This is a genomic window from Stomatobaculum sp. F0698 (assembly GCF_030644385.1).
Taxonomy (GTDB): domain Bacteria; phylum Bacillota; class Clostridia; order Lachnospirales; family Lachnospiraceae; genus Moryella.
Genome location: NZ_CP130060.1, coordinates 1 through 24161, shown reverse-complemented (window position 1 = coordinate 24161; position 24161 = coordinate 1). Strand labels below are relative to the sequence as shown.

Below are 24161 nucleotides of genomic sequence, written 5' to 3'. Positions count from 1 at the left end.
CTGCTCCTTTTCCTTCGATGATAGGGTTGGCTATTGTCTGCGCTTCTGCGCACGAATATCGCTTCCGTAGAAGGGAAGTATATCATATTCACCCAAAATGCGCGATGTGCTTCTCTCGGTATATTGCGCTTTCAGTTGCTTGGGATCTAAGTTTGTGGAAATCAAGGTGCCGAGGCGCGAGAGCAGTCTCTCGTTTAAGAGGCTGAAAAACGCGGCCGTCGTAAAGGCGTTGCTGAACTCCGTCCCGAGGTCATCTATGATTAAAAACTCACAGCCGTAAATATACTCTCGGAACTCTTTCTCCTCCCTGGCTTTGATTTTCTCCTCGTCACTCTCCGCGCGCTGCCGCCATTGCGTTGCGGCGAGCAGGGAAAAAAGTTCCTCCGCACTGAGGTAGAGAACGGTGTGCCCCCGCTTTAAAAGTTCCCCCGCAATGCAATGCGAGAGAAAGGTCTTCCCGAGCCCGGGTTTTCCGGTAAAGAGGAGATTTCCCTTCTCTCGGTCGAAGTTCTCGAGATAGCGCCTGCACTGCGGCAGCACCAGCTGCTCCATATAGGCTCTCTCGCTCATGGCGAGTTTCGGCACCTCGCGCGCCGCGCTGTAATAGTCGAGGGAAAAGCGATCGAAATTCTCCCGCTCGATGCTCGCCGCGAGCCGCCCCTGGCGACAAAGTCGCGCAATGATTTTCTGCCGAAAGCAGCGGCATTTTTTCCCGTCGACAAAGCCGGTGTCCCGGCAAGTCTCACAGCGGTAGGCCGGGCGCAGATAATCGACCGGATAACCGGCGCGCCGAAGAATTTCAAGCTTTTCTGTCTCGAGTGCGGCGAGCTCTTCTTCTAGGCCGTTAAGGCCGTTCTCGTCCCCCTGCATGCGCGATAGATAGCGCTCCATGGCGCGCGCCGCGATTTTTTGCTCGGTCTCCCGATAGGCGGGAAGCACGCGGTTCAGCTCTGCCTTTCGTTCCCGTATGACCTGCTGCTCTGCGGCCTGCAGCGCCTCATACTCTCGCAAAATCGCATTGTATTCCGTATTGCTGAGCGCCACGCCTTACCTCCTCTCAGGAATCCTGCTCAAGCTTCCGCTTAAGCTGTTGCAACACAAGGTCATTCGGATCTTCATCCCGCTCCTCGAAATTGTGGAAGCGCGTGTCGGTCTTCGGCGTACTTCTCTTGCCGCCGCTCTCCTCCCGCTTTTTATCCTCTTCCGCCACATCCCGGAGACTGTGCACGCCCGCGCGCTGCCACTTGGTCAGGATGCCGTCCGTATAGGGGAAGTTCGGCTTGTGAACGTGACGCAGGGTTCGACTGCAGGCCTCCACGACCAATTCCTCGGAAAAGCCGTAGTCGTGATACCATTTCTCGATATATTTTTTCTCTTCGATACCCGGACCGCGGTCCCTAATTCCGAACGCATTTAAAACCGCATAGACTTCCCGGGTATAATTCTCGCCGCGAAGTTCTGCCTCCTCCGGCGTCTTGATGCCTCTCTCATACCAGTCGATTGCGACTTTCTCGAAATAGCGGAGCGAACTCTTCTTTTTTTCCGCGCATATTTCGCCGAGTTTGATCAAGAGATCGGACGACATACCGAGCGTCCCGTAGAGATAAGCCACGGTCTCGCTGTCGGTCTGCGAAAAAGTTTTGCTGAGATAACGCTGCAGGGCATAACTGAGCCCCGCAAACTCGCCGTCGTTCTGCAGGCGGCTGAAATCCACTCCGGATTTATCCGGCAATTTTGCCGGCGGCAACACGGTCTCCGGCTTTTCCGGAACGCTTGTCTCCGACTTCTCCGAACGCACAGGCTCCGCCGGAAGCTCTGTACTCTTTTCCTCTTGCTGCGGCTCTACCGCATATCGCGGCACTTCCGCCTCTTCTGTTTGTCTCTCGGGCTCCGTAAAATCGCCCGCAATTAATCCCTCTCGCTGCCAGCGGAGTAAGGCACGTCTTACATCGCCCTCCGTGAGTTCTAAGCTGTCCGCAATCCGGGCATCCGTTACCTCCTCACCCTGATGGCGCAGGAGATAGAGATAAACCTTTACAAACGCGCCGTTTGCCGATGGCATATAGCGGTCGATAAACTCATTTGAGACGACGGTAACGCCGGGCGCCGCGTCGCCTTGAAAAATAACTTTCATCTCATCCTCCTTCTTTATATTTCACATCTTAGCATAAACTCTCCGATAGGACTTCACATCTTTATCCACAATTTATCCACAGGATTGTGGAAAAGCCGGTGTGCAAAACCGCACACCGGCTCATTTCGCGCTCTCTGGGCGCTTATTATTTCACATTGCCGTTTTTTTCGCTGTTTAAAAGTTCTTCTCCGACGCGATAAATATCGCCGGCCCCCATGGTGAGGACCAGATCTCCCGCTCGAACTTCCCGCGAAAGGCAGGCTTCGATTTCCGCGAAACTGCCGAAATAACGCGCTTTGCCCGGCTGATCCGCATTGATTGCATCCGCGACATCACGCGAACTGATTCCGAGCGTATCGGTTTCGCGCGCGGCATAGATATCCGCGAGCAGTACGACATCCGCACCTTCGAGGGCGGTCCCGAACTCCGGCAAAAGCGCCTTGGTTCTGGTATACGTATGGGGCTGAAATACACACCAGAGCTTTTGATGCGGATATTTTTGTGCCGCTTTTAAAGTCGCCGCAATCTCTTGCGGATGGTGCGCATAGTCATCCACGATGACGGCCCCGTGATACTCGCCCTTGTGCTCAAAACGCCGCTCCGTGCCGCGATAGGCCTCGAGGCCGTCGCGGATTTGCTCCGGCGCGATGCCGAGCAGACGGCAGGCCGCCAGGGCCGCGAGCGCGTTGTAGACATTGTGTTCTCCCGGCACGGCAAGCTGAATGCGCGGCAAGGCCTTGCCGTGCTCCGACGGTGTAAAGGCCGCGTTGCCGCGTTCGTCAAAGCGGATATCCGTCGGGTAATAGTCCGCTTCCGCGGTGCCGACCGTGGTTACCCGCCCCTTAAAATCACCGACAATCTCCCGGTAATTCCGAATGCGGTTGTCAATGACAAGCGCACCGTTCTCCGGCATGCGCTGCACGAAGCGGCGGAACGAATGGCGGATATCGTCCAGGTCCTTGAAAAAATCAAGGTGATCCGCCTCAATATTTAAGATAATTTCCAGGGTCGGGAAAAAGGACAGGAAGCTGTTTGTGTACTCGCAGGCCTCGAGCAAAAAAGTCTCACTGCCGCCGACACGGATATTGCCGCCGATGGCATCCAGGTTGCCGCCGAGCGATATTGTGGGGTCCTTTTCCGCCGTGAGCAGGATATGAGAGAGCATGGAGGTGGTCGTCGTCTTTCCGTGCGTGCCGCTGACCGCAATGCTCTCCCGGTAGCAGCGCATCAGCTGCCCGAGGAGCTCCGCGCGGCTCAGCATGGGAATGCCGAGGCGCTTTGCCTCCAGAAACTCCGGATTATCCGGGTGGATGGCCGCCGTGTAGACCACGTAGTCAACCGGCGCGCTCAGATTTTCGCGCCGCTGTCCGATATAAACCTGAATGCCTCGCGCGCCGAGCTGCTCGGTAAATGCGCTCTCGCGCGCATCGCTTCCGCTCACCGTGAAGCCCTCTTTCTGAAGTATCTCCGCGAGTCCGCTCATGCTGACGCCGCCTATTCCGATAAAGTAGACGCGACAGGGCTTTCCAAAATCAATGCTGACTGTTTCCATTCTGTCTCTCCTCAAACAAATGCGTTCAAACCCGCTCTCCGCTCAGGCGATGCCGCCCTCCGGAAAGAGTTTGTTACCGTAGCGCAACAGCGCCAGGCGAAGCATATTTCCCAGAATGCCGATTGCGATGATTTCGCCGATTCCGACGGTCAGGCCGAAGAAGGGCAGCGAGCCCTCAATGCCGTAGCCGTAGCGCAGCACAAAGGGAATAATCAGCGCGTTGCTCACAATGGGCGGCAGGGAAGCAAGATATCCCTTGTCGCGAAGCCGATAGGTACCGTAGGCGCCGATTAAGCTCGCAAGGCTGCCGAAGACAATGTCAAGCGGCGCGGCGCCGGACAGGAAGTTTGCGAGAAAGCAACCCACAAAGAGCCCGGGCACGGCAGAAACCGTGAAGACAGGCAGGATGCAGAGTGCCTCCGAAATGCGGAACTGCACCGCGCCGAAGCTGATCGGCTTGGTCATGTAGGTGATCGCCGCATAGACTGCGGCGAGGAGCGCTGCATTGACCAGCGCCCTCGTGTTTCCAAGGGACTTCTCTTTCATTTGTGTTTCCTCCATAGTTTTGTTTTAAGTGAGGATGGTTTCGAACTCACCGGTGCAACATTATAGCACGGATTTCTTCGCTTGACGCACATCTCCTTCGAACTGCCGCATTTCTCCGCCCTTCAGTGCGGTCTCAAGGAGTTCGGGCAGACGCTCCGGACTGCAGGCAAAGCAGGGAATGCCGAGAGAGGCGATGTGCTTTGCGTTGTGCTCGTCGTAATAGGGCGCGCCGCCGTCCGCAATCGCGAGCAGAACGATTACGCGAACCCCGGCTTCCTTCATCGCCGCAAGGCGACGCATGAGTGCCGCGCGGTTTCCGCCCTCCATGAGGTCGGTAATTAGGAAAAAGAGGGTCTTCTTCGGCTCCTCGATCAGCTTCTCGCAGTACTTAACCGAGTTGTTGATATCGGTGCCGCCGCCGAGCTGAAAGCCGAACAGCAGCTCGACCGGGTCCTCGGTCTTATCGCTGAGGTCGACCACCTCTGTCGTAAAGGCGACCACATTGGTCTTCACCGTGCGGAGGGAGGCGAGTATGCTGCTCATGACCGAGGCGTAGAGCACCGACTCTCCCATCGAGCCGCTCTGGTCGATGTCGAGGATGATGTGATACTTTGCGGCGTTGTTCTGCTGCTTCGCAAAGAAGTAGTACTTCTCGGGGAGGATGCGCTTCTTCGCCGCATCGTAGTTCTTGAGTCCGTGGCGTATGGTCTTTTTAAAGTCAAGCCCCGAGGCCGAGGGAATCGGTGTGTGTTCCGTCCGCTTGCAGGCCGCCGTTACCGAACGGCGCAAATCGTCCGCGAGACGGCGCTGAATCTCTTCGACGATGCGCTGAATAAAGCGCCGCGCACTCTCCTTGCTCTGCTGCGGTACCTGGTCTTTTAAGAGGAGCAGCATGCTGCCGAGGTCCACGCTCGGTTCGGCGGCGTCCAGGAGCTCCGGCTCAAAGAGAAGTTCCTTTAGGCCGCAGCGCTCCACCGCGTCTCCCTGCACCAGCTTAACCAAATCCGGCGGGAACAGGCTTCTGATGTCGCCGAGCCAACGGCTTATGGTGCTTGTCTCTCTTCCGCCCCGCATACCGCCGGAAGAATTGCCGTCTCCGTAGGAAAAATAGGCATCCGCATTGTAAATCGCATCGAGCGCAATGTCCATGAGCCTATCCTCATCGGAGAGAAGCTTGTCCGTGCCGCTCCCGTACTGCTTCCAGCGCTCCTCGCTCTCCCTGCCGAGCAGCAGCCTCCACTTCCGAATTCGCGCTTCGTTTTCGTTCATGTTCTCTCTCCCTAAAAATCGTCGAAATCAAACGATGCGAGCGCCTGACTTTCCTCTTTGCTGAGCTCCGCGTTCAGAACTTCGCTGAGCTGTTCCTTTTCTAAGCCCCAGATTTCTCCGAGGTTTTCGGCGACCATATCCTTCTCGCTCGCGCTGTAGAGGGCGAAGCTGCGGCGCAAAAAGACCATGGCGCGCTTCCAGCTCTCTTCCGGTATCTCGTCGAGATAGCGGCTCAGGCTCTCCCACACCACACGTCGCACAATCAGCGCATAGTGATTTCGAAGCGAGAGCCCCTCGAACCAAAGCGCACCGAGCTCTGCCCGAAGTCCGATCGACATGCGACGGCTGATTTCCCGCGAGAGTTCTTCCTCGCTTAAATCGCCGCTGTCCAGGCGTATGGCAGTCGCAAGTCCCGAGAGTTTGGCATTCAGATCGTCCCGGCGCGAAAGCTCCCGAACGGCATGCTCCCACTTCTCGCTCGGCAAGCCCTTTTCCACACTGAAGATACTCTGGATGTCCTCGATGCTCTTTGCGAGATGCCCCGCCGCCTCGTCGTCGCAGAAGCAGGCATCCGTGAGGGTAAGGCTCGCGCGGAGCAAAAGGCGCTCCAAAATAGGGCGAAGCACCGAGACATCTGACTGTCTCACATCCCCGAACTGCAGCATGCGCGAGAGAGTCTTGGCTGTCCGCGCAATCTCCTCTATGGAAATCTGATCGATACTCGCGCTGTCAAGACGACTGACCGCCGCCTGCAAGAGTTCCGGCATGCCGCAGAGAAAGGCGCTCTCTAAGAGCTCCGTAATCTCCGCAATCTGTTCCGCCGCCGTGAGCTTCTCCTGCAAATCGAAGCTCACGGCGTGCGCTATCGTATCTCCCTTTAAGACGGCCTCGGCGAGTTGCATCTCCGCCTCCGGCGTCCTGCTTAACACCCAGTTTTCTTCCCAGCTCGCATCCTGCTGTCTGCTGTCCTGCCAAACGGCAAAGCCGATTCCGAGAAGGCGCAGCCGCTGCAAAAAGAAGGAGCGGCGCAGCTGTAAAAAGGCGCTCTTCTCGCTCTTTGCACGGCGATTTTCGCGGAGATCCAAGCGGAGCTTTTCCGCGACCAAACCGAAGCTCAGCTTTAAGTCCGCGCACTGATCCGCAAAGTCCTGCTGAATTGAGGTGAGCAGACCGCTCCGCGGTACCTCGCCTATTTTCGTGCCGATGTCGGTGAGCGCGAGTCCCTCGGCAATCTCGCCGAAGCTCCCGTGCCCCATGCAGGTCACCGCGGCATCCTGCAGCTCGTCGTGGGTCGGGTAACGTCCTTCCCGGAGTGACGCAAGGCTCTGTGCCAAGAGATTTGCCTCCAGGACTTCCGCCGATGAGACCATGCCGCCCCGCTCCCTGATATGCCCGGCAAGGGTCGAGAGATAGCGCGCCGCATGGCTCTCCGGCTGCCCCGTTCGCAGGGCAGCCCAGAGGAGCTCGTAATAGGCCGGCACCTTGTTTCCCGCGCTGTAGCCCGTGCGGCGCGAGAGCCGCTGGTAGGAATAGGGCATCAGCGTCTTTTTCACCTCATACTGCGGGAGTGCCTTCAGCGCCGCGTCGTCGAGGCACTCGCCCTCATAGAGCGCCGCACTGTGGAAGGCACCGGTCAGCACGACGATTTTATCCGCCGCAATGCCGGCCGCCTGTTTTTCCGCAATGATGCGGCGCATATAGGCCTCGCGCAGCCCGTTCCAAGCCTGTTCGATGCGTTCGCCCGGCGCTGCCTCTCTTGCACCCTCGCCGAAAATGCGGGAGCGCTCCAAATACGCGCTTAAGTTCTCGCTCTGCTCAAGATAACGCTCCCAGAAGCTCTCGGTGTCACCGAGCGCGGAGGCCTCTTTTCGCGCCGCCTCCCGCTCTTCCTCGCTCTGCCGCTCGTAATATTTCTCCGCCGCGAGCTGTAGACCTATCATATAAGGCGAGGGCAGGTCGCAAAAGGCAATCTCAATGCCGAGTTCTCGTGCGGCGAGCATCGCCTGAAACTCCGGCGAATAGACCGCAAAGGGATAGAGTACGCTCCGAACCGGCGCCTCGACCGTGTAGGCCATAACCGCAAAGGGGGGCTTGAGCGCGGGATCCGTCAGCGCGGGAATCAGTTCCGCAAAGTCCGCCGGTGCCTCAATCAAAAGGCAGTCCGGCTTCGTCTCCCGGAGCAACTCCCGTATATAGTGTGCCCCCGCCGGCGAGTGATGGCGTATGCCGACCAAGACAGGGCTTTTTTCCGCAGCCTTCATAGTGTCTCCGCGTCTCAGAGCGAGCGGCAGGCATCGTATAGCTCTGCCCACTCACTGCCGCGTCGCTTCATGATGTGCTCGAGGTACTCCTCCCAGATTTTTCTGTCCTTCTCCTCGTCCTTCACGATGGCTCCCTGCAGCGCTGCCGCAAGATCTCTGTCTCTCACCTCGCCCGTTCCGAAGCTTCCGGCGAGCGCCATGCTGTTTACGAGAAGAGAGATTGCCTCTGCCGTCGAGAGCACGTTCTGCGTGCTCTTTACCTTCTGCCCGCCGTCCAGGGTCTCGCCGTTCCTTAGCTCCCGGAACACGGTGCAGACCTTGCGAACCGCTTCCTCCTCCGGCAGAGCCGCCGGCAGGCGGAGCTGCGCCGAGAGCTGCTTCACGCGGCTCTCGACAATCTCAACCTCCGCGTCGAGGTTTTTCGGGCTCGGCAAAATCACAATGTTAAAACGGCGCTTCAGCGCGGCGGACATTTCGTTCACGCCCTTGTCGCGCGTATTTGCCGTCGCAATCAGCGAGAAGCCGCGCAGAGCGGCCTGTTCGCGGTTTAACTCCGGAAGCGAGACGCGCTTCTCCGAGAGTAGGGAAATGAGGGCGTCCTGCACCTCCGGCGCGCAGCGGGAAATTTCCTCAAAGCGCGCAATCTTGCCTTCTTCCATCGCGCGGAAAATAGGCGTCTTTACAAGCGCCCGCTCACTCGGACCCTCGGCAATTAAGAGCGCATAGTTCCAGGAGTAGCGAATCTGCTCCTCGGTCGTACCGGCCGTACCCTGCACGACACGGCTCGAATCCCCGTTGATGGCCGCGGTCAAATGCTCCGAGAGCCAGGACTTTGCGGTGCCGGGCTCGCCGATTAAGAGGAGAGAGCGATCTGTCATCAGGGTTGCGACCGCAATCTCGACAATGCGCCGATCTCCGATGTACTTCGGCGTGATTTCGACATCTCCCGCCTTGCCGCCGAGAATATAGGTGAGCACCGAGCGCGGCGACATATTCCAACCCGCGGGGACTTCATACTGTTCCGCTGCCTTGAGCGCGTCCAGTTCCTCTCGGAAGAGTTCTTCCGCCGGGCGGCGCTGTACTTCCTTCTGTTCCATCCTATCTCCTTCTCTTACCATGTGAGTTCTGCCGGCTCTGCGCCGTCCTTCAGCGCCTGAATCGCCGCGCCGAGCCGCTGCGTCGCGTTTCCGTAGTTGTTGCTCCGCATGTTCACGCCCTTATAGACCCGCTCCAAAAGAGCAATGAGTTCATCCTTCGGAAGTCCGATGGAAAGCGACTGCTCACTGAGTTCCGTTAAGTCATAGTTATAGAAGCCACGCCTCTGCCAAGTCTTTATGCTGCCGTCAAAGACCTTCGAAAAATCCGTCCAGGCGTAGGCTTTGAGACGCTCGATATCCTCCTCCGTCGCGGGACGGTACTGTAAGTTTTTGTACTCCCAGGCACTCCAGAGTTCCTTGGCCCGCGGTATGTCCTCGCGGTACAGGGCGCGGAGCCCCCCTTCGTTCTCGTTGTAGTGCTTATACGTTAAGAGCAGGGGATACCAGCGCGGATCGAGATGTGCCCAGCCGTACTCCGGGCGCTTCGAAAAGCTCTGCACCGCCTCGAAAATACCCTCGGAGTCCTCGCGTCTCTCCTTTGCTGCCTCGGGAGATGAGAGCACCTTGTCAAGCAGGCGCTCCTCAAAAGACGGCGAAAAGCGGAGAAAGCTCTCTTCCGGCGTCAGCTCTTCGAGCGCGAGTAAAAACGAGAATCGGTTTCTCTTGTTCCGCATCGGGATTGTCGGTATCAGGGCTTTCAAGCTCTCGCGCAATTCCGCGCTGAAGGGCACGCGTAACATCGCCGTGAGCAAATAGTAATCTCTCCGGCTCTCCGCAAGGGTTCCGGAGCGCTGTAACTGCGCGAGCAAAGCCGGGCTCTCCATGTCGATGGCCGCGGTCCAGAGCTCCGCAATCTTATCCGTATCCTTTCTGTCTCTGCCGTTCTTCTCACACGCGAGATAGAGTTTTTCCATCTCTCCCGCGATTAGATCCGCGACATAGGGGAGTCTGCTGTACGAAACCGCATCGATATAGCGATCCGGCTTCTTTAAAAAAGCCTGCTTCACCAGCTCTTCCGCCTGCGGATATTTTACCAGTGCGCCGATGACGGCCGCATGGGCCTTGTTTTTTTCTGTCTTTTCGAGCGCAAGCAGGCACTCATAGTTTGCGGGATCTTCACCGAGCGCCGCAATTGCGGCTTCCTTTAAATCGCCCTGCGATCTCGCGATGATGTCTAAGTAATATTCCTTGGTTCCGCCGCCGGAAATCGCGTCAATCAGCGAAAAATAGCGCAGCTGCACCCTTTCCTTCTGCTCCGGCGAAAAGGCACGCTCTAAAAGGGGCAGAAAGGTCTTGGGGCGCTCCTCTAAAATCCAGTTCTCCACCTCATCCGCAAACTCCGCATAGCGATCGCTGAGCGCACGGAGGAAGAGCTCTTGGAGTCTCAGATCCTCGAGATAGGGGCGCCTACTCTCTCTTGCTGCCTTCAGCACTTCCATGCGCCCTTTTCCGCTCTCGGTCAGGGCGAGGCGCAGGCTCTCGAGGCTTCGATAGCTCTCCTGCCGATAATAGAGCTCCGGGATTGCCTCCTTTCGCACGGCTTCCTCTAAGGGAACTTCGTCCCCGCTTCCCGCAGCCTTGCTCTGCGTGAGCAGGACTGCGTCCAACAGAGCCAGTAAGTCCAGAATCTGCGTGCCTCTTTCCTCCGCGGGCAAAAGAAGCTGTTCTCCGCGGCGCGCGAGTTCTTCTAAGACCTTTGCCTCGCCGCGGTGATTCCCGAGTTCCGCGAGGGCGCGCGAAAAGCGGGGATCCTCCGCAATGCGTTCGCTCCCCGTGAGGGCACACTGAAAAAGACTCTCTCTCATCGAAGTCAATATTTCCGCATTCATGCGTTTCCCTCCCCGCTCAAAGCATAAGGCGGATGATGCCCCGCCCGGTCACCAGACTCTGCGGCAAAAAGCAGAGTTCCCGCCGCACTTCATCCGCAAAGAAGAGCCCGAAAACCGCGCTCTTCCCGGTATCAAATTGCGAGAGCAGGCGAAGTGCCGCCTCGCTGCCGTTTGCATCCGTGATCCGAAGCAGGCTTCCCGCCGCATCTCTCAGATAGACTGCGTCCTCTTTTACCGCTACATCCGAAAGCTGCAAAAGGGCCGGCGCTTTGTCCTCCGCGAGCACCGACTGAAGCGCCTTGGCCGCCTGTTTTGCCGCCTGCGCGATGGGCGCCGCAAAGCCGATCATACGCGCAAAATCCGCCGCTTCCGGCTGCTCCGCAATTGCGTCCTCGAGGCGTATGCGCGCTGCCTCACCCGGAAAGGCCGGATAGTAGGGGAAGTGCTCCGCGCGGAGTCTCCGGTCGGAACTGTCCTTCTCCGCAATGTAATTCTTTGCGCTGACGGGTCTAAAATTCATCTCGCGGTAAAGGGTTCCGTCCGAGAGAGAAATCCAATGTCCCAGATCCAGGAACTCCCGTTTCGCCTCGTCGTAGCGCACTTCGAAGGCAAGCTGAATCAGTGCTGTCTCGGAGAGCTTTAAGCCGAGCGCCTCCAATTCCTCCTTTTTCCGCACGCCGCCGAGCGCATCGTAGAGCGGATTCGCATCCGGCTCGCCGGCCTTCGCCTCCAGTCTCTCCGTTAAGTAGGCGCTGCCGCGGCGCACCAGGGTGCGAAGCTTTTCGAGTTCCCGCACGGCGCCCCTTAAAAGACGCTCTTTTTTCGCCTGCTCCCGCGCATACCCTGCCTCGTTAAGCAGAAAGGTAAAGCGCTTAAAGAGCTGCTGCGGCCCGGAGAGATAGCTGTCGCCGAGTCGCTTTACGAGGAGCGCATCCTCTTCCTTCATATTCGTGAGGCCCGAGAGCAGGCCCAGCTTCATGCGACGCGAAAGCGCCTCGTCAAGGAGCGCGAGGCCCTCAAGCTGTTTTTCCGTCTTCTTTCGGAAGGCCGTCTGTCCGCTCGCGCTCTTTTTCTTTGCCTGCGGCTTCCCCTCGGCAGGCTCGGCCTTTTCTTCGCTCTTTTTCTCGTCCCGCTTTTTGAGCTTTTCCTGCTTCTTTACGATATCCTCGGGAATTTCCGTCTCGGCAAAGTCCTTGCCCGCGGCAATCTCGAACAGAAGGGCAATCCCGTGCTTGCAGGGAAACTGGCGGCTCGGGCAACTGCAGCGTATCACAGGCGCTTTGCCCTCTTCAAAGCAGGCGGAAACCTGATAGAGGCTCTTCCCGGAGCCCTTGCAACTGCCTGCGTAGTAACTCTCGTCCTTCGAGCAAACCCGCTCCGTAAAGGCACCGCTGTCCGAAATTTTCTTTCCGTTTCGAAAAGCGCTGTCATTGGGAGCAAGCGGACGTATATCCTGTTCGCTGAGTGTTCTCATTTCTCTCCTCCTGCGCTGCGATTGTTGGCTATCTTTTCATTATCCCAAAAAAATACAGCTACCGCAACACGCCGTAGCTGTATTCCCAAGCTCATTTTTTTGTTTTCTTTCGCACCGAATAACCGTAAGTGCCGAGCAGCGCGCCGAGCGCATAGTACTCCCCGTGGGAATACGCGACCAGCTTTGCCTTTTCCAGACAGAACTTCCCCTTCTCGTCCATCAGGCTCTTGTCCACATCGACCGCGAGCACTTCCGCAAGAAAGAGGTCGTGGGTGCCGAGAGGGATGCGCTCTGTCACGCGGCACTCGAGGTTCACGGGACTCTCCTTGACGAGCGGCGCCTTGATTTTAGATGCCTCCTCCTCGGTGAGTCCGAGCAGTTCCCACTTGTTGCAGTCGCGCCCCGAGCGCACGCCCGCTTCATCGGCCTTTCGGACCAGTGCCTCCGTGGTCAGATTGATTGCGAACTCGCCGCTCTCGACCAACAGACGGTGAGAGTGACGTTCCGGGCGAACGGAGATCGACACCATCGGCGGATCGGAGCAGACTGTCCCCGCCCACGCGACGGTGATCAGATTGCTGCTTCCGTCGTTTCCGCGGCAACTCACCATCACGGCCGGCACCGGATACAGCATGTTGCCGCCGCGCCACACTTCCTTTGCCATTTCGTTTCCTCCTCTGACGTACTGCTTTTTTCGGCGGCTCCGGCGGCACGCTGTCCCCGCCCTCGCCTATGGCCCGCAGGATGGCATCGACCACTTTACGCGTGCTGAGGCCTGTCTCGTCGATCACGAGATCGGCATATTTTTCATAGAGCACCGTGCGCTCGCGGTAGAGATCCCGGAGACTTTGCCCCTCTTTGATGCTGACCCCGCGCGCCGTCAAATCGCCGAGGCGGCGCCGTATCGCGGGGTAGGAGAGTTTCAGATAGATGATACGCCCCAGGGTTTTGAGCCGCGCCATGGCTTTCTCGCCGTAAATCACGGAGCCCCCCGGCGCAATGACCGCATTCTCGGTCTCGAGTGCGGCAAGGGTCTCCTCCTCCAGTGCGCGAAAGCCGTCATCTCCCCGCTCGGCAATCAGCTCTTTCAGGAGTTTTCCGTTCTGCTCCTGAATCAGAAGGTCGCCGTCAACAAAACGGCGACCTGTCTTTTTTGCCAGCACGACGCCGACGGAGCTCTTGCCGGAAGCCGGCATCCCAATCAGCGTGAGGCAGTTTTTAGTCATAGAGTTTCTCCGGATACTTTCCCGTCCGAATGAGCTCACGAATCGCTGCAACGACGGTCGGCTTATCCTCCTGATAGGTCACGCCGAACCACTTGTCGTGCGTCGGCAATACCTTCACACTGCCCTCACCCAACTGAATGCACTTGTCCACAATGGTCGGCAGGAGATACTCGCTCTTCAATTCCGTGCCGCGCGCCGCGAGGAATTCCGGGAAGCCCTTCTCAAGCACCTCAATGAACTTCGGCGGAAAGCCCCACATGTTCATGGAGACATACTGATCCGCCGTCAGCGTAACCGGCTTTCCCTCACCGTCTTCTGCCTTCAGCGCTCCGTCCTCCATGCGAATTTCAAAGGTCTCCCGCACGCCTTTCAGCATGTGAGTCTCATCGACCTTGCAGACACCTCTCGTCACGGTGCCGTTTTCAGAGAGCGTATTCTTCAGAATGAAGCCCGCCATGCACATGTCGAGCTTTTCTCCCGTCAAATCCATCTCCTCGGTCATGTACTTGTGGATGGCCTTGAAGCCCTCCGGACCGTAGTAGTCGTCCGCGTTGATGACCACAAAGGGCTCGTTGACCTTGCCGCGCACCGCAAGCACTGCCTGTCCTGTTCCCCAGGGCTTCTTTCTGCCCTCCGGAACCGTGAAGCCCTCCGGCAGATCGTCGATTTCCTGGAAGGCATAGTCGGTCTCAATGACCTTCGAGATGCGGTCGCCGATGATTTCCTTAAAGTCTTTCTCCAGATCCTTGCGGATGATGAAGACTACCTTGTCAAAGCCCGCGCGCTTCGCATCGTAGATTGCATAGTCCATGATGATTTCGCCGTTCGGGCCCATAGGCGTGAGCTGCTTGATGCCTCCTCCGAAACGGGAACCGATTCCCGCGGCCAGCACAACCAATGTCGTTTTCATACCCCTGTCCTCCTGTCATTGATTTGTTCAAGTCGTCAAATCTTCCCTGCATATAGCTGAATTATACGTCATTTCAGGAAGCTTTGCGACAGCTTTCTCTCTTCGTGGCGTCCCCGCGCAAATTCAGAAAGAGCGAATCTCATCGTCGCTGTCATCCGCCTCGATGGCGCGAATTTCCAAATCGTAGCCGCCTTGGGGCAGTGCGACATGGACCAGATCGCCGACCCTGTGTCCCAAGAGCGCCTTCCCGAGCGGCGACTCGATCGAGACGCGCCCCGCCGTGGTATCGCCGCGTATGCCCGTCACGATTTTATAGCGCTCGCTCTCATCGTCGTCGATGAAGTAGACCTCGACCGACTTGTTGATACCCACTTCATCCGCCGCCGCACGGTCCTCAATGATGGTCGCGAACTTGAGCATGCGCTCCAGATAAGCGATGCGGCTCTCGTTCCGGTTCTTTTCCCGCTTTGCCGCGTAGTACTCAAAGTTCTCCGAGAGATCTCCCTGGGCTCTGGCCTCCTTGACGGCCTGAATGAGCTCGGGGCGAAGCACCAGCTTCCGCTCTTCGATCTCCGCCTCGATTTTTCGAACGTCCGCTCCGGTCAAACGCTCTCCCATTGTTCTCTCCTTTCTGCTGTCTGCCGCACAACAAAAGGGAAGTCTCCTGTTTTGCGGGAGACTTCCCTCTGTCGGATGTCCCTTATTTTGTAAAATACTGCGTGACGCCGTCCGCCAAGCCCTCTGCGAGCTTTCGGAGGGTCGCCTCACTGTGATCCGATACCTTGTCGCCGAGCTCAATATCAATGCTCGGGACCGTGGAATACGAAGTCTGCGTGAGATCCACATCCATGGAACCGCTGCCGAAAATCTTCACGCCTCTGCCTCTCAGGCCGCCGATCAGCGCCTCGCCGAAAGCCTCGCTCTTCTGCCAGGTCGAGGAGACCGGGTCCATCTTTTTGAGGCCGTCCGGAACACTCATGAAATATGCGCCCTTGTCCGAAGTCGTGCTGTCCCAGTGAACGGCAATGTGGCAGGCCGCATAGTTGTTTGCGAGCACCGTGCGCGCAATGTTGTCGAGCTGTACATCGCTGCTCTCGCGTATCATGAGTACGCTGAAGCCGCGCTGCAAAAGCACGTCGCGCAGAATCTGTGCCTCCTGTAAGGTCACCGTACTCTCCGCCGTTCCGTCTTGGAAGGTCATACCCGAGGACACCGCCATGGACTCCACCGCACCGCGCTGGTTTGTGCCGCCCGTTACCTTCGGGCTGCCGTCCGGGTGCGAGAGGGTCTTGACGCGCTCGCCCCCCTTGGTGCCGTGACCCGCATTGACGCAGATTACCTTATCCCCGTACTTGCCCTTGGTGTTCTTGTAGAGCTTTGCCGTTCCCGTCTTGATTTTCGAAGACGAGGCAAAGCGCAGGTTATCGCTGACCGTGATATCGCTGACCGTGACGCCCTCCGGAACGGAGACCGGCGTACTTGCCGCCGTTGTCGTGCCGGCCGCAGCGCTGTTGCCGCTGCTCAAGTAGCGGCTCGAGACATAATAGTTCTTGCCGCCGAGCGAAATGCGCGCCCAGTCTCCGGAGAGCCCGTTCACCTGTACCGCCGTGCCGCGAGAAAGGCTCTGCGCCTTGCCCGCTGTCGTCGAGGGTTCGGTTCTCACATTTAAACTGCTCGCATTGACATACATGACTTGATTGACTGACTGAAACGAAGCTGCCCATGCGCCGAAGGCCATGGCTGCGCTGAGCGCCGCCGCGGCCGCCGCCGTCAGATATCCCTTTTTCATTTTTTTCTCCTCTCGCTTGCGCTTCTCCCCGGCGCTTTGCGTTTCTATGCTTTGCATCTATCTTAAGGTCCCGTTGCGCTTGTCGCAAGCGACAATACTCTTAAGAAAAAGAGACGGCTTTCGCCGTCTCTCTTATTTTGTCGAACAAAATTCACTGCAACACGACGGTTTCGGTCGCCGGAAGTTCCTTGGTAGAAGCCGTGAACTCGCCCTTTGCCGAAGCGCCGCTCTCGCTGAACGCGCCGTAGACCTGCTCGAACTGCCCCTCCGGTGCCTGTGCGATATACATGCCGCCCTTTGCGTACTGGCGGAGCACCGCTTTCATCGCCTCCGGCTGTATGGCCACGCAACCCGCGGTACTCGGCTTGCCGTTGCTCGTACAGTGCAAGAAGAGCGCCGAGCCGGTGCCCGGCTGGCGGTTTTCTTTGTTAAACCCTGTGTTCAGCGCATAGGCGTAGATGTTCTTTGCCCAGTCCTCCCAGAGCTTTTCACCCTTCTGAGATGCGAGCTTCTCCGAACTCTCCAGGCGGTTGGTTTGATCCGACCAGTACTGGCGCTTCGCATCCGCCTGAATGTGCGTGTAATCGCTCGGGAAGCCCTCCTCCGATGCGTTCCGCCCGAAGGGCGTATCGGTCTTCCAGAGTCCGATCGGGGTCGTGCCATCACCGGTTTTCCGCTTTGCGGACATGCCGCCGTAGCCGTAGACGCCCGCGGACTGAATTTTCGCCTGCCACTGTCCCGCATCGTTCTTCACGAAGACCGTGACGCGCGCCTTGTTCCAGCGCGACTCGTCGCTCACCTTGGTCTCACGGTAAGTATCCTTGCCGCCCTTAACGGCAAAGCCCTCCACGACAATGAGGGATTTTGCGTCCTCGGGCAGCGTAAAGCGCGATACGTCATAGCTGAGGAGCGAAGTGTCGATGCGCTTCTCTCCGTTTGCCGCGACGGTTTCGGTCGCCGCGGTCGCGGTACTTGCCGCACTCGTCGAAGCCGCTGCACTCTCCTTCGGCTTGGAGGGCGCGAGGGTCGCCTGTCCGGTCTTACCGCTGTCGGTGTTCTCCGGCTTAAACGCGGCCACCGTGCTCTCCGAAGCAGACTTTGCCGCGCTTCCCTGCCCGCTTGTCGCCGTGCTCTCCTGCGGCTTTGCCTCCGCCTTTATCTCATTCTTATCGGTTTTTGCCTCGCGCGGCGCATAAACCTCATCAATCGGCTTTTCGACTCTGCCGCGATAGCTCGTGCGATCCGCCTCGCTCTCTTTGACCTCCGCAATATCCACAACCTTGCCCAAGGCCGCATATGTCGTATGTGTTCCCAGCAGGACGCCGCCAAAGAGCAACGTTGCCGCAACCATAGCCTGCATTTGCTTTACTCTCATGATGGTTTCTCCTTTCGCCTTGTCACCAGCCAATAAATCAGTGCCAAATCCAGCGCCGCTATGACAGCCCGCGGCCAGAACGCTTGGATATCGTTCGCAATCCGGGCACTGACACAGAGCACCGCGAGACCGAACAGCGGCGGAAGCTGCTGTCGAAATCTGCGATCCCGCGCCGCACTCCGCTTCTCCGTCTCTTCCTCACCCGGCAGTTTCGGCCACTCCGGTAATTTCGGTTCTTCTTTTCCCAAGTTTCCCTCCTCCGCCGGTACCGCTTCTACAAAAAATCCCCGCAACCCGTCGTCAAGGGAGCGACGGCAGGTTGCGGGGAGAAGCGAGAGCGATAGACGGGACTCGAACCCGCGGTCTCGACCTTGGCAAGGTCGCGCGTTACCAACTACGCCACTATCGCATCTGTCCGAATTTCGGACAGTTAGAGTATAGCACAGGGCTTCTCTCCCGTAAAGTCTTTTTTTATTCCTTCACGCTTCCGAGGTAGATACCGGCGGAATTCTTCGTGACATAGACCAGAATCATGCCGTCCTCCGGCGCATACTTGACCTCCCCCACGTTGTATCCGGCCTCGTAGGTCAGCATGACACGCTTCACGGACTGCGGAAGTTTATCGCCGAGTTTCCAGTAGGGAAGACGCAGCAGTTTGTCCTCCTGTCCGGTATAGACAAAGATCAGAACCTGTTCCCGCCCGTAGACCCTGCCGTAACAGACCAAATCCCGCTCCATTAAGAGCGGCACGAGCGAGCCCCGCCGAAGTGCCTGCGAATTGCGGTGCAGCTTGCTGAGGTAGCGGTGGTATTCGAGGAGCTCCAGGTTTTCGTGTCCCCAGGGGTAGCTTCTGCGGCTGTCGGGATCGGTGAAGCCGCAGACGCCGACCTCATCCCCGTAGTACATGGTGGGCGCGCCCGGCCAGGTAAAGAGCATGAGGGCGGCCTGCCGCATGACCGAGAGCTGCACGCCGTTCTCCGCCGCCGCGGAGCCGAGCTCCGCCAGTCTTCCGACCACGCCGTTGGTGCGCGTCAGAAAGCGCGAGTGGTCGTGGTTCGAGAGCTGGTTCATGGCCGTGTGGAGAGAGGGCTCCGGGAGTTTTGCGATTGCGAGACTCATCATGTCCCAGAAACGCGCGCCGTCGCCGCGAAGGCTTGGGTCCTTGCCGTCCGAATGCTTCTCCATGCCGGTTAGGAACCAGCTGACCGGCTCCATAAAGCCGTCGTAGTTCATCACCGAATCCCACTCCCTGCCGTTTAACCAGGAGGAGGGATTGCCGTAGTGCTCCGCTAAAATGAGGGCATCCCGCCGCACCGCCTTGATACGCGCGCGGAAGCGCTTCCAGAAGCTGTGGTTATAGTCCTGCGTGTGTCCGAGATCGGCCGCGACATCGAGGCGCCAGCCGTCCGCACGGTAGGGCGGGCTCAGCCACTTTTCGCCGACGCGAAGTATGCGCTCCGCGAGTTCCTCGCTCGCCTCGTAATTTAGCTTCGGGAGGGTATCATTGTCCCACCAGCCGTCGTAACTGCGGTTATCCGGCCAGGCCTCTTTTCGATCATCCATAAACACAAAGTAGTCGTGATAGGGGCTCTCTCTCTCAAGATAAGCGCCCGGCGCATAACTTCCCTGCTCCGCATAGATTTTCTCCCGGTCCAGCCATTTGTGAAAGGAGCCGCAGTGGTTAAAGACGCCATCCAGGAGGATGCGGAAACCAAAGCGATGCGCTTCCTCCGTGAAGGCCGCAAAGAAGCGGTCGGAAGCCGCGAGATTCTTCGGGTCCGCGCTCCGCTTTTGATAGCGCGTCGCATTCAGGTTGTCCGTGGCATCCGACGCGAGCACCTCGCCGCCGTCCTCCGCAATAACGGTGAGGTGCGGGTCGATGTGCTCATAATCCTGGGTGTCGTACTTGTGATTCGAGGGCGAGACAAAGAGCGGATTAAAGTAGATGACCTCGACGCCGAGATCTTTCAAATAGGCAAACTTTTCCCGCACCCCGTTCAAGTCGCCGCCGTAAAAATAACCGACATCGAAGGGAGAGGGCTTCTCATCCCAATTTTCGATGTGCTGCACCGGCAGGCCGATGTAGATGTACTCATCCGTATCCACGTCGTTTTCCGCACCGCCGTTCCGGAAGCGATCCACAAAAATCTGGTACATAATCGCGCCCTTGGCCCACTCCGGTGTCCGAAAACCCGGAATATGCTGAAACGCGAGCTCGGGCCGCGCGAACGTGCTTGCGCCGCGCCTGTCGTAAAAGAGGCGCTCACCGCTCTCCCGGTCTTCAATCAAAAACAGCCAGGAGACTGCCTCCTCCGCCGAAAAGGTACAGGCATAGTAGCGGAAGCGTCTTCCGCCGCTGACCGGCAGGAGTTCTGTTTTCTCTTTCTTCTCCTGCAGAATCAAGCTCACACGAAGCTTGTCGTTTAAAGCGCCGCGAAAGCGCACACGTATCTTCGTTCGCCCTTCGGTCTGCCACTCCGTGACAAAACGCTCACTGGTGTCGCTGAAAAATGCGTTACTCTCCATTGCTCTCTTCCGACTTCCCTTCAAACAGGGCTTCAAATTCCTCCCTGTTAATTTTTTCTTTTTCGAGCAGTAGCGCGGCGCATGTTTCCAAGTTGTCCCGATGCAATACCATGATGTCTTTTGCCTCGCGGTAACACTCGTCTGTGATGCGTTTTACTTCGCTGTCAATGAGACTTGCCGTCGCCTCACTGTAGGGTTTGGTGTGGACGAAGTCTCTGCCGAGAAATACTTCGTCCTCCGCGCCGCCGCAGTGGACCGTTCCCACTTCAGCGCTCATACCGTAGGTTTCAACCATCGCTCTTGCGAGCGCGGTCGCCTCCTTGATATCCTGAGCCGCCCCCGTGGTCGGCTCGCCGAAAACCAGTTCCTCGGCGATACGGCCGCCGAGTGCCACTTTGATCTGTCCGAGCATATGAGACCTGGTCTCGAACAGTTGCTCCCCGTTCGGAAGCGACAGGGTGTAGCCCGCCGCGCCGATGCCGGTCGGAATAATTGAGACCGTGTGCACCGGTCCCTGTCCCGGAATCAGTTTCATGAGCAGTGCATGTCCCGCCTCATGATAGGCGGTGATGCGTTTTTCCTCCTCCGAGATCACACGGCTTCGCTTCTCGGTACCGACCGTGACGCGAAGGAAGGCACGCCGCAAATCCGCCGCCGTGACAAACGCCCTGCGCTCGGCCGCCACGAAGATGGCCGCCTCGTTCAGGAGATTCTCAAGATCCGCCCCGGTAAAGCCTGCGGTCATGCGCGCGAGTTCCGAAAAATCCACTTCCTCCGAGAACTTCTTGTTGGCTGCGTGCAGCCTTAAAATTTCCTCTCTGCCACAGAGGTCCGGCCTACTGATCGTGAGTTTCCGGTCAAAGCGCCCCGGGCGCAAAATCGCCGGATCCAAAACGTCCGGCCGATTGGTCGCCGCGAGAACAATGACTCCTTCATTCGGGGTGAAACCGTCCATCTCGACCAAGAGCTGGTTCAGGGTCTGTTCCCGCTCATCGTTTCCGCCGCCGAGCCCCGCGCCGCGCCGTCTCGCGACCGCATCAATCTCGTCGATAAACACGACACAGGGCGCGCTGCTCTTGGCTTCTTCAAAGAGCTCACGCACTCTGGAAGCGCCGACACCCACGAAGAGCTCCACAAAATCGGAACCCGCCACCGAGAAGAATGGGACGCCGGCCTCTCCGGCAATTGCTCTGCCGAGCAGGGTCTTACCGGTACCGGGCGGGCCCACGAGCAATACGCCCTTCGGTATCCTTGCACCAAGTTCCGTGTACTTCTCCGGCGCGCGGAGAAAGTCGACCAGCTGCGCCAGTTCCTCCTTCTCCTCGCTGAGCCCGGCGACGGTCCCGAAGTTCTCCCCCGTCCGGTTCTCTCTTCTTGCTCTTGCCCGTCCGATTTGCACGGCGCCGCCCCCGCCCGGAAGACCGCGGCGATAGAAGGTGTAGAATACCGCGCCGGCGGTGAGAAGGAGCAAAAGCCCGTAACCCAGGAAGTCCCCGCCGACCGGCGGATTCTCCAGGCGAAAATCAATGCCTCTTTCTTCCAGTTCCGACTGTAAGCGGTTAACATCCGAGACAAAGTAGCGCTCTCTCGAAAAGCGCTTCTCCTCTCCCTTGTATACAATCCTCGCCTCGCCGGTCGGCGTCAGGCGATTCTGCCGTATGGAAATTTCCTGTACCGCACCGCCCGCCAATACCGCCTCAAACTCGCTGTGGCTGAGTCTTGCCTCCAAAAGATCGCTGCCTAAGCCTCCGGCCAGCCAAAGCAGGGAGAGACCGAGCAGCACGAAACTGAAGAGTCGAAGGAAGCGTCCTCCCTTTAAGTTCAAGGGTGCTCCTCTTCAAACTCGACCACGCCGATATAGGGGTAATTCCGGTATTTCTGATCGTAGTCGAGACCGTAGCCCACCACAAAGCGGTCCGGAATCGTAAAACAGACATAGTCCACCGTAACCTGCTTTTTTACGCGGCGCTCCGGCTTATCGAGGAGGGTGCAGAGATGAATGTCCTTCGGCCCTCTCTTCTCCAACACTTCGATGAGATACGCCAGGGTGCGTCCCGTATCGATGATGTCCTCGACAATCAGCACATGCTTATTTTCGAGCGACTCGTCGAGATCTTTCACAATGCGCACAATACCGCTCGACTCGGTGCCGCTGTAGCTCGAGACCGACATGAAGTCAAAGGAGACAGGCATGGTGAGGCGCTTTGCGAGCTCACACATGAACATCGCGCCGCCCTTCAGAATGCAGATGAGATGCAGCGGCGTGTCGCCGTAATCGCGGTTAATCTGATCGGCAACCTCCTGAATTCTTTGGTTGACCTCTTCCTCTCGAAACATAATCTTTACATGCTCTCTCATACTTTTTCTCCCTCGTATCGCAATTCCAATATGTCGGTTGTTGTCTCATCCACCCAATAGGCCGCGCTGCTCCGAAGCCCTACGGCCCAAATCAGCTCTCCTGTCTCGCTCACCAAGAGCGGCAAGCGGTCCCGCGAATCGAGCGGCATTTTTGCCTCTGTCATGAGGGCGCGGAGACTCTTGTGCCCGCCGCCCTGCATCGCAATTTTATCGCCGCTTCTTCGCGTTCTGATTTCCCAATGTTTCGGCAGCTTGTCGCTGTCAAACCACTGTACATACGGGTCTTTCGGAGGCTCTGCCCCCGCGGTGCGCGGAAAGCTGCGCGCTGTAATGGCTTCCGGACCGGGCAGGGGCTTTTCTTGCGACTCGCATTTCCCGTGTTCCTCCGCCCTTCGCAGTACCAGTGCCTCCCCGCAGCGCTCCGCGAGAAAGCCCTGCGGAAGCGCAATGCGTTTTCCGTGTTCCTTCGCGGCGAGCGCCCGAAGTGCTTCCAAATGCCGCGCGGAAATATCTTTCCGCGCACAGCCGACCGCATCCAATAAATGCCGGAGCAAATAGCTGCTGACAATATCCGGTTCCGAAAGCAGGGCTTGCCGTGCAATCCGCACGCTGCTCCCCTCTCTCTGCACGAGGACCTGCGCCTTTTCGCCGGCGAGCGTCTCGAAGTACTCATCCGCCTCGCGAAAATAGCGTCCGGCTCGGGCAAAGTGCCGCACGGCCTCCGAATTGATGTCCGTCCGAAAACGCGGCAGTATGTCCCGCCGGAGACGGTTCCTCGCAAAGGAATCCGTCGCATTGCTCTCGTCTTCGACGAAGTTTTGCCCCCGCCGTCCGAGATAGGCCTCGACTTCCGCGCGCGAAACCTCGAGCAGCGGGCGCACCAGTCTTCCCCGGATTGCGGGGATGCCCGCGGCCCCCTTTAGGCCGCTCCCACGGGCAAGCTGTAAGAGCACGGTCTCCGCCACATCGTCCTCGGTGTGCGCGGTCGCAATCTTCACCCTGCCGCCGCACTCTTTTTCCCAGCGCTCGGCCGCCGCAAAGAGAGCGCGGTAGCGGAGCTCTCTCCCGGCCTCCTCGAGTGATTGCCTCTCCTCCCGCGCCGCCCGCCGTACATCGACGCGCACCAGTTCAAAGGGCAGTTCGTATCGGGCGGCGAGCGCCCGCACAAAGTCCGCGTCCCGCTCTGCCGCCTCGCCCCGCAGACCGTGGTGGACATGGAGCACGCGCAGGCTTAGGGCCAGTTCTTCCCGCAGCGCATGCAGCGCGAGCAGAAGCGCCGTCGAATCCGCCCCGCCGCTCACCGCAAGCAAGAGCGCGTCGCCCCGCCGCACCGTACCGCTCTCTCCGAGCGCCCGCAAAAGCTTATCCCGCACGCCTCTTTCTCCTCAAATGTACAGTGAGGACCTCGGCGCAAACCGCAGATCCTCAATGCTTGTTTTACTGTTCCGGTTTTAAGAGGATGATGTCGGGACTCACGAGTCCCCACTTTTCTCTCGCCTTTTCCTCGATGTATTCTTTGGTCTCGACGTAAGCACTGTACTTGGTGAGCTTGTCGTTCCGCGCGAGCTCAAACCGGTATTTCTCCTCCAGTTCGCGCGTCTGCTTTTCCAATTGCTCGGCACGCCGCGCATTCTGTTGGCAGCGCTGCCCCACCAAAATTCCGACCAAAAGCAGTGAGAACAAATAGACGAACAGGATGGGTCTTACTTTTCTTTTCTTCGCAGACCCCGCTTTTTTCTTGCTGCGACTCACGCTCTTCCCTCCTCCTCCGTTTGCGCACACTTTAAGTTTATTTTACTCCACGCCACGCGTTTT

At 58.2% G+C, this 24161-nt stretch carries 20 protein-coding genes, 1 tRNA gene and 1 pseudogene; all 22 read right to left on the bottom strand.

Features of this window, described 5'->3' with window-relative positions; translation table 11 throughout:
- Positions 1–30: 30 nt before the first annotated feature.
- The 22 genes and pseudogenes from QU660_RS00110 to QU660_RS00005 all read right to left on the bottom strand — a co-directional run bounded on the left by QU660_RS00110 (position 31) and on the right by QU660_RS00005 (position 24098).
- Entirely contained in the window at positions 31–1044 is a 1014-nt protein-coding gene (locus QU660_RS00110) for an ATP-binding protein (RefSeq protein ID WP_304946328.1), read from the bottom strand.
- Positions 1045–1057: 13 nt separating this feature from the next.
- Positions 1058–2134 (bottom strand): DnaD domain protein, encoded by a 1077-nt coding sequence (locus tag QU660_RS00105; RefSeq protein WP_304946327.1) that lies wholly within the window; start codon positions 2132–2134, stop codon positions 1058–1060.
- A gap of 145 nt (positions 2135–2279) precedes the next feature.
- A complete protein-coding gene (murC, locus tag QU660_RS00100; RefSeq protein ID WP_304946326.1) occupies positions 2280–3686 on the bottom strand; it encodes a UDP-N-acetylmuramate--L-alanine ligase in 1407 nt (468 codons plus the stop codon).
- 42 nt (positions 3687–3728) lie between these two features.
- Positions 3729–4232, bottom strand: a complete 504-nt coding sequence (locus tag QU660_RS00095; protein ID WP_304946325.1) for a QueT transporter family protein — start codon at positions 4230–4232, stop codon at positions 3729–3731.
- 60 nt (positions 4233–4292) lie between these two features.
- Positions 4293–5501 carry a VWA domain-containing protein gene (locus QU660_RS00090; RefSeq protein ID WP_304946324.1) on the bottom strand — a complete coding sequence of 403 codons (1209 nt, stop codon included), beginning with the start codon at positions 5499–5501 and terminating at the stop codon, positions 4293–4295.
- 11 nt (positions 5502–5512) lie between these two features.
- Positions 5513–7762 carry a DUF5682 family protein gene (locus tag QU660_RS00085; protein WP_304946323.1) on the bottom strand — a complete coding sequence of 750 codons (2250 nt, stop codon included), beginning with the start codon at positions 7760–7762 and terminating at the stop codon, positions 5513–5515.
- Positions 7763–7776: 14 nt separating this feature from the next.
- Positions 7777–8859 (bottom strand): ATP-binding protein, encoded by a 1083-nt coding sequence (locus tag QU660_RS00080; protein WP_304946322.1) that lies wholly within the window; start codon positions 8857–8859, stop codon positions 7777–7779.
- 14 nt (positions 8860–8873) lie between these two features.
- Positions 8874–10688 carry a hypothetical protein gene (locus QU660_RS00075; RefSeq protein ID WP_304946321.1) on the bottom strand — a complete coding sequence of 605 codons (1815 nt, stop codon included), beginning with the start codon at positions 10686–10688 and terminating at the stop codon, positions 8874–8876.
- A 16-nt stretch (positions 10689–10704) separates the two neighbouring features.
- Entirely contained in the window at positions 10705–12162 is a 1458-nt protein-coding gene (locus QU660_RS00070; RefSeq protein ID WP_304946320.1) for an SWIM zinc finger family protein, read from the bottom strand.
- A gap of 91 nt (positions 12163–12253) precedes the next feature.
- The gene (locus tag QU660_RS00065) at positions 12254–12772 is read right to left on the bottom strand and encodes a flavin reductase family protein (protein WP_330693257.1); all 519 of its coding nucleotides are present in this window, start codon (positions 12770–12772) and stop codon (positions 12254–12256) included.
- 133 nt (positions 12773–12905) lie between these two features.
- Positions 12906–13358: pseudogene (locus QU660_RS00060) on the bottom strand (shikimate kinase); the annotation flags it as partial.
- 22 nt (positions 13359–13380) lie between these two features.
- Positions 13381–14298, bottom strand: a complete 918-nt coding sequence (locus QU660_RS00055) for a nucleotidyltransferase family protein (RefSeq protein WP_304946318.1) — start codon at positions 14296–14298, stop codon at positions 13381–13383.
- A 123-nt stretch (positions 14299–14421) separates the two neighbouring features.
- The gene (gene greA / locus QU660_RS00050; RefSeq protein ID WP_304946317.1) at positions 14422–14916 is read right to left on the bottom strand and encodes a transcription elongation factor GreA; all 495 of its coding nucleotides are present in this window, start codon (positions 14914–14916) and stop codon (positions 14422–14424) included.
- An 82-nt stretch (positions 14917–14998) separates the two neighbouring features.
- Positions 14999–16087 (bottom strand): N-acetylmuramoyl-L-alanine amidase, encoded by a 1089-nt coding sequence (locus QU660_RS00045; RefSeq protein WP_304946316.1) that lies wholly within the window; start codon positions 16085–16087, stop codon positions 14999–15001.
- Positions 16088–16238: 151 nt separating this feature from the next.
- Complete coding sequence (locus tag QU660_RS00040) at positions 16239–17462, bottom strand: L,D-transpeptidase family protein (RefSeq protein ID WP_304946315.1); 1224 nt, start codon at positions 17460–17462, stop codon at positions 16239–16241.
- Entirely contained in the window at positions 17459–17710 is a 252-nt protein-coding gene (locus tag QU660_RS00035) for a hypothetical protein (RefSeq protein ID WP_304946314.1), read from the bottom strand. The genes QU660_RS00040 and QU660_RS00035 overlap by 4 nt, the downstream gene beginning before the upstream one ends.
- Positions 17711–17798: 88 nt before the next feature.
- Positions 17799–17871, bottom strand: a tRNA-Gly gene (locus tag QU660_RS00030).
- A 62-nt stretch (positions 17872–17933) separates the two neighbouring features.
- A complete protein-coding gene (locus QU660_RS00025; protein WP_304946313.1) occupies positions 17934–19988 on the bottom strand; it encodes a glycoside hydrolase family 13 protein in 2055 nt (684 codons plus the stop codon).
- Positions 19978–21813, bottom strand: a complete 1836-nt coding sequence (gene ftsH, locus QU660_RS00020) for an ATP-dependent zinc metalloprotease FtsH (protein ID WP_304946312.1) — start codon at positions 21811–21813, stop codon at positions 19978–19980. The genes QU660_RS00025 and ftsH overlap by 11 nt, the downstream gene beginning before the upstream one ends.
- Entirely contained in the window at positions 21810–22346 is a 537-nt protein-coding gene (gene hpt / locus QU660_RS00015; RefSeq protein ID WP_304946311.1) for a hypoxanthine phosphoribosyltransferase, read from the bottom strand. The genes ftsH and hpt overlap by 4 nt, the downstream gene beginning before the upstream one ends.
- Positions 22343–23719 carry a tRNA lysidine(34) synthetase TilS gene (gene tilS, locus QU660_RS00010; protein WP_304946310.1) on the bottom strand — a complete coding sequence of 459 codons (1377 nt, stop codon included), beginning with the start codon at positions 23717–23719 and terminating at the stop codon, positions 22343–22345. The genes hpt and tilS overlap by 4 nt, the downstream gene beginning before the upstream one ends.
- 64 nt (positions 23720–23783) lie before the next feature.
- Positions 23784–24098, bottom strand: a complete 315-nt coding sequence (locus tag QU660_RS00005; protein WP_304946309.1) for a septum formation initiator — start codon at positions 24096–24098, stop codon at positions 23784–23786.
- Positions 24099–24161 lie beyond the last annotated feature (63 nt).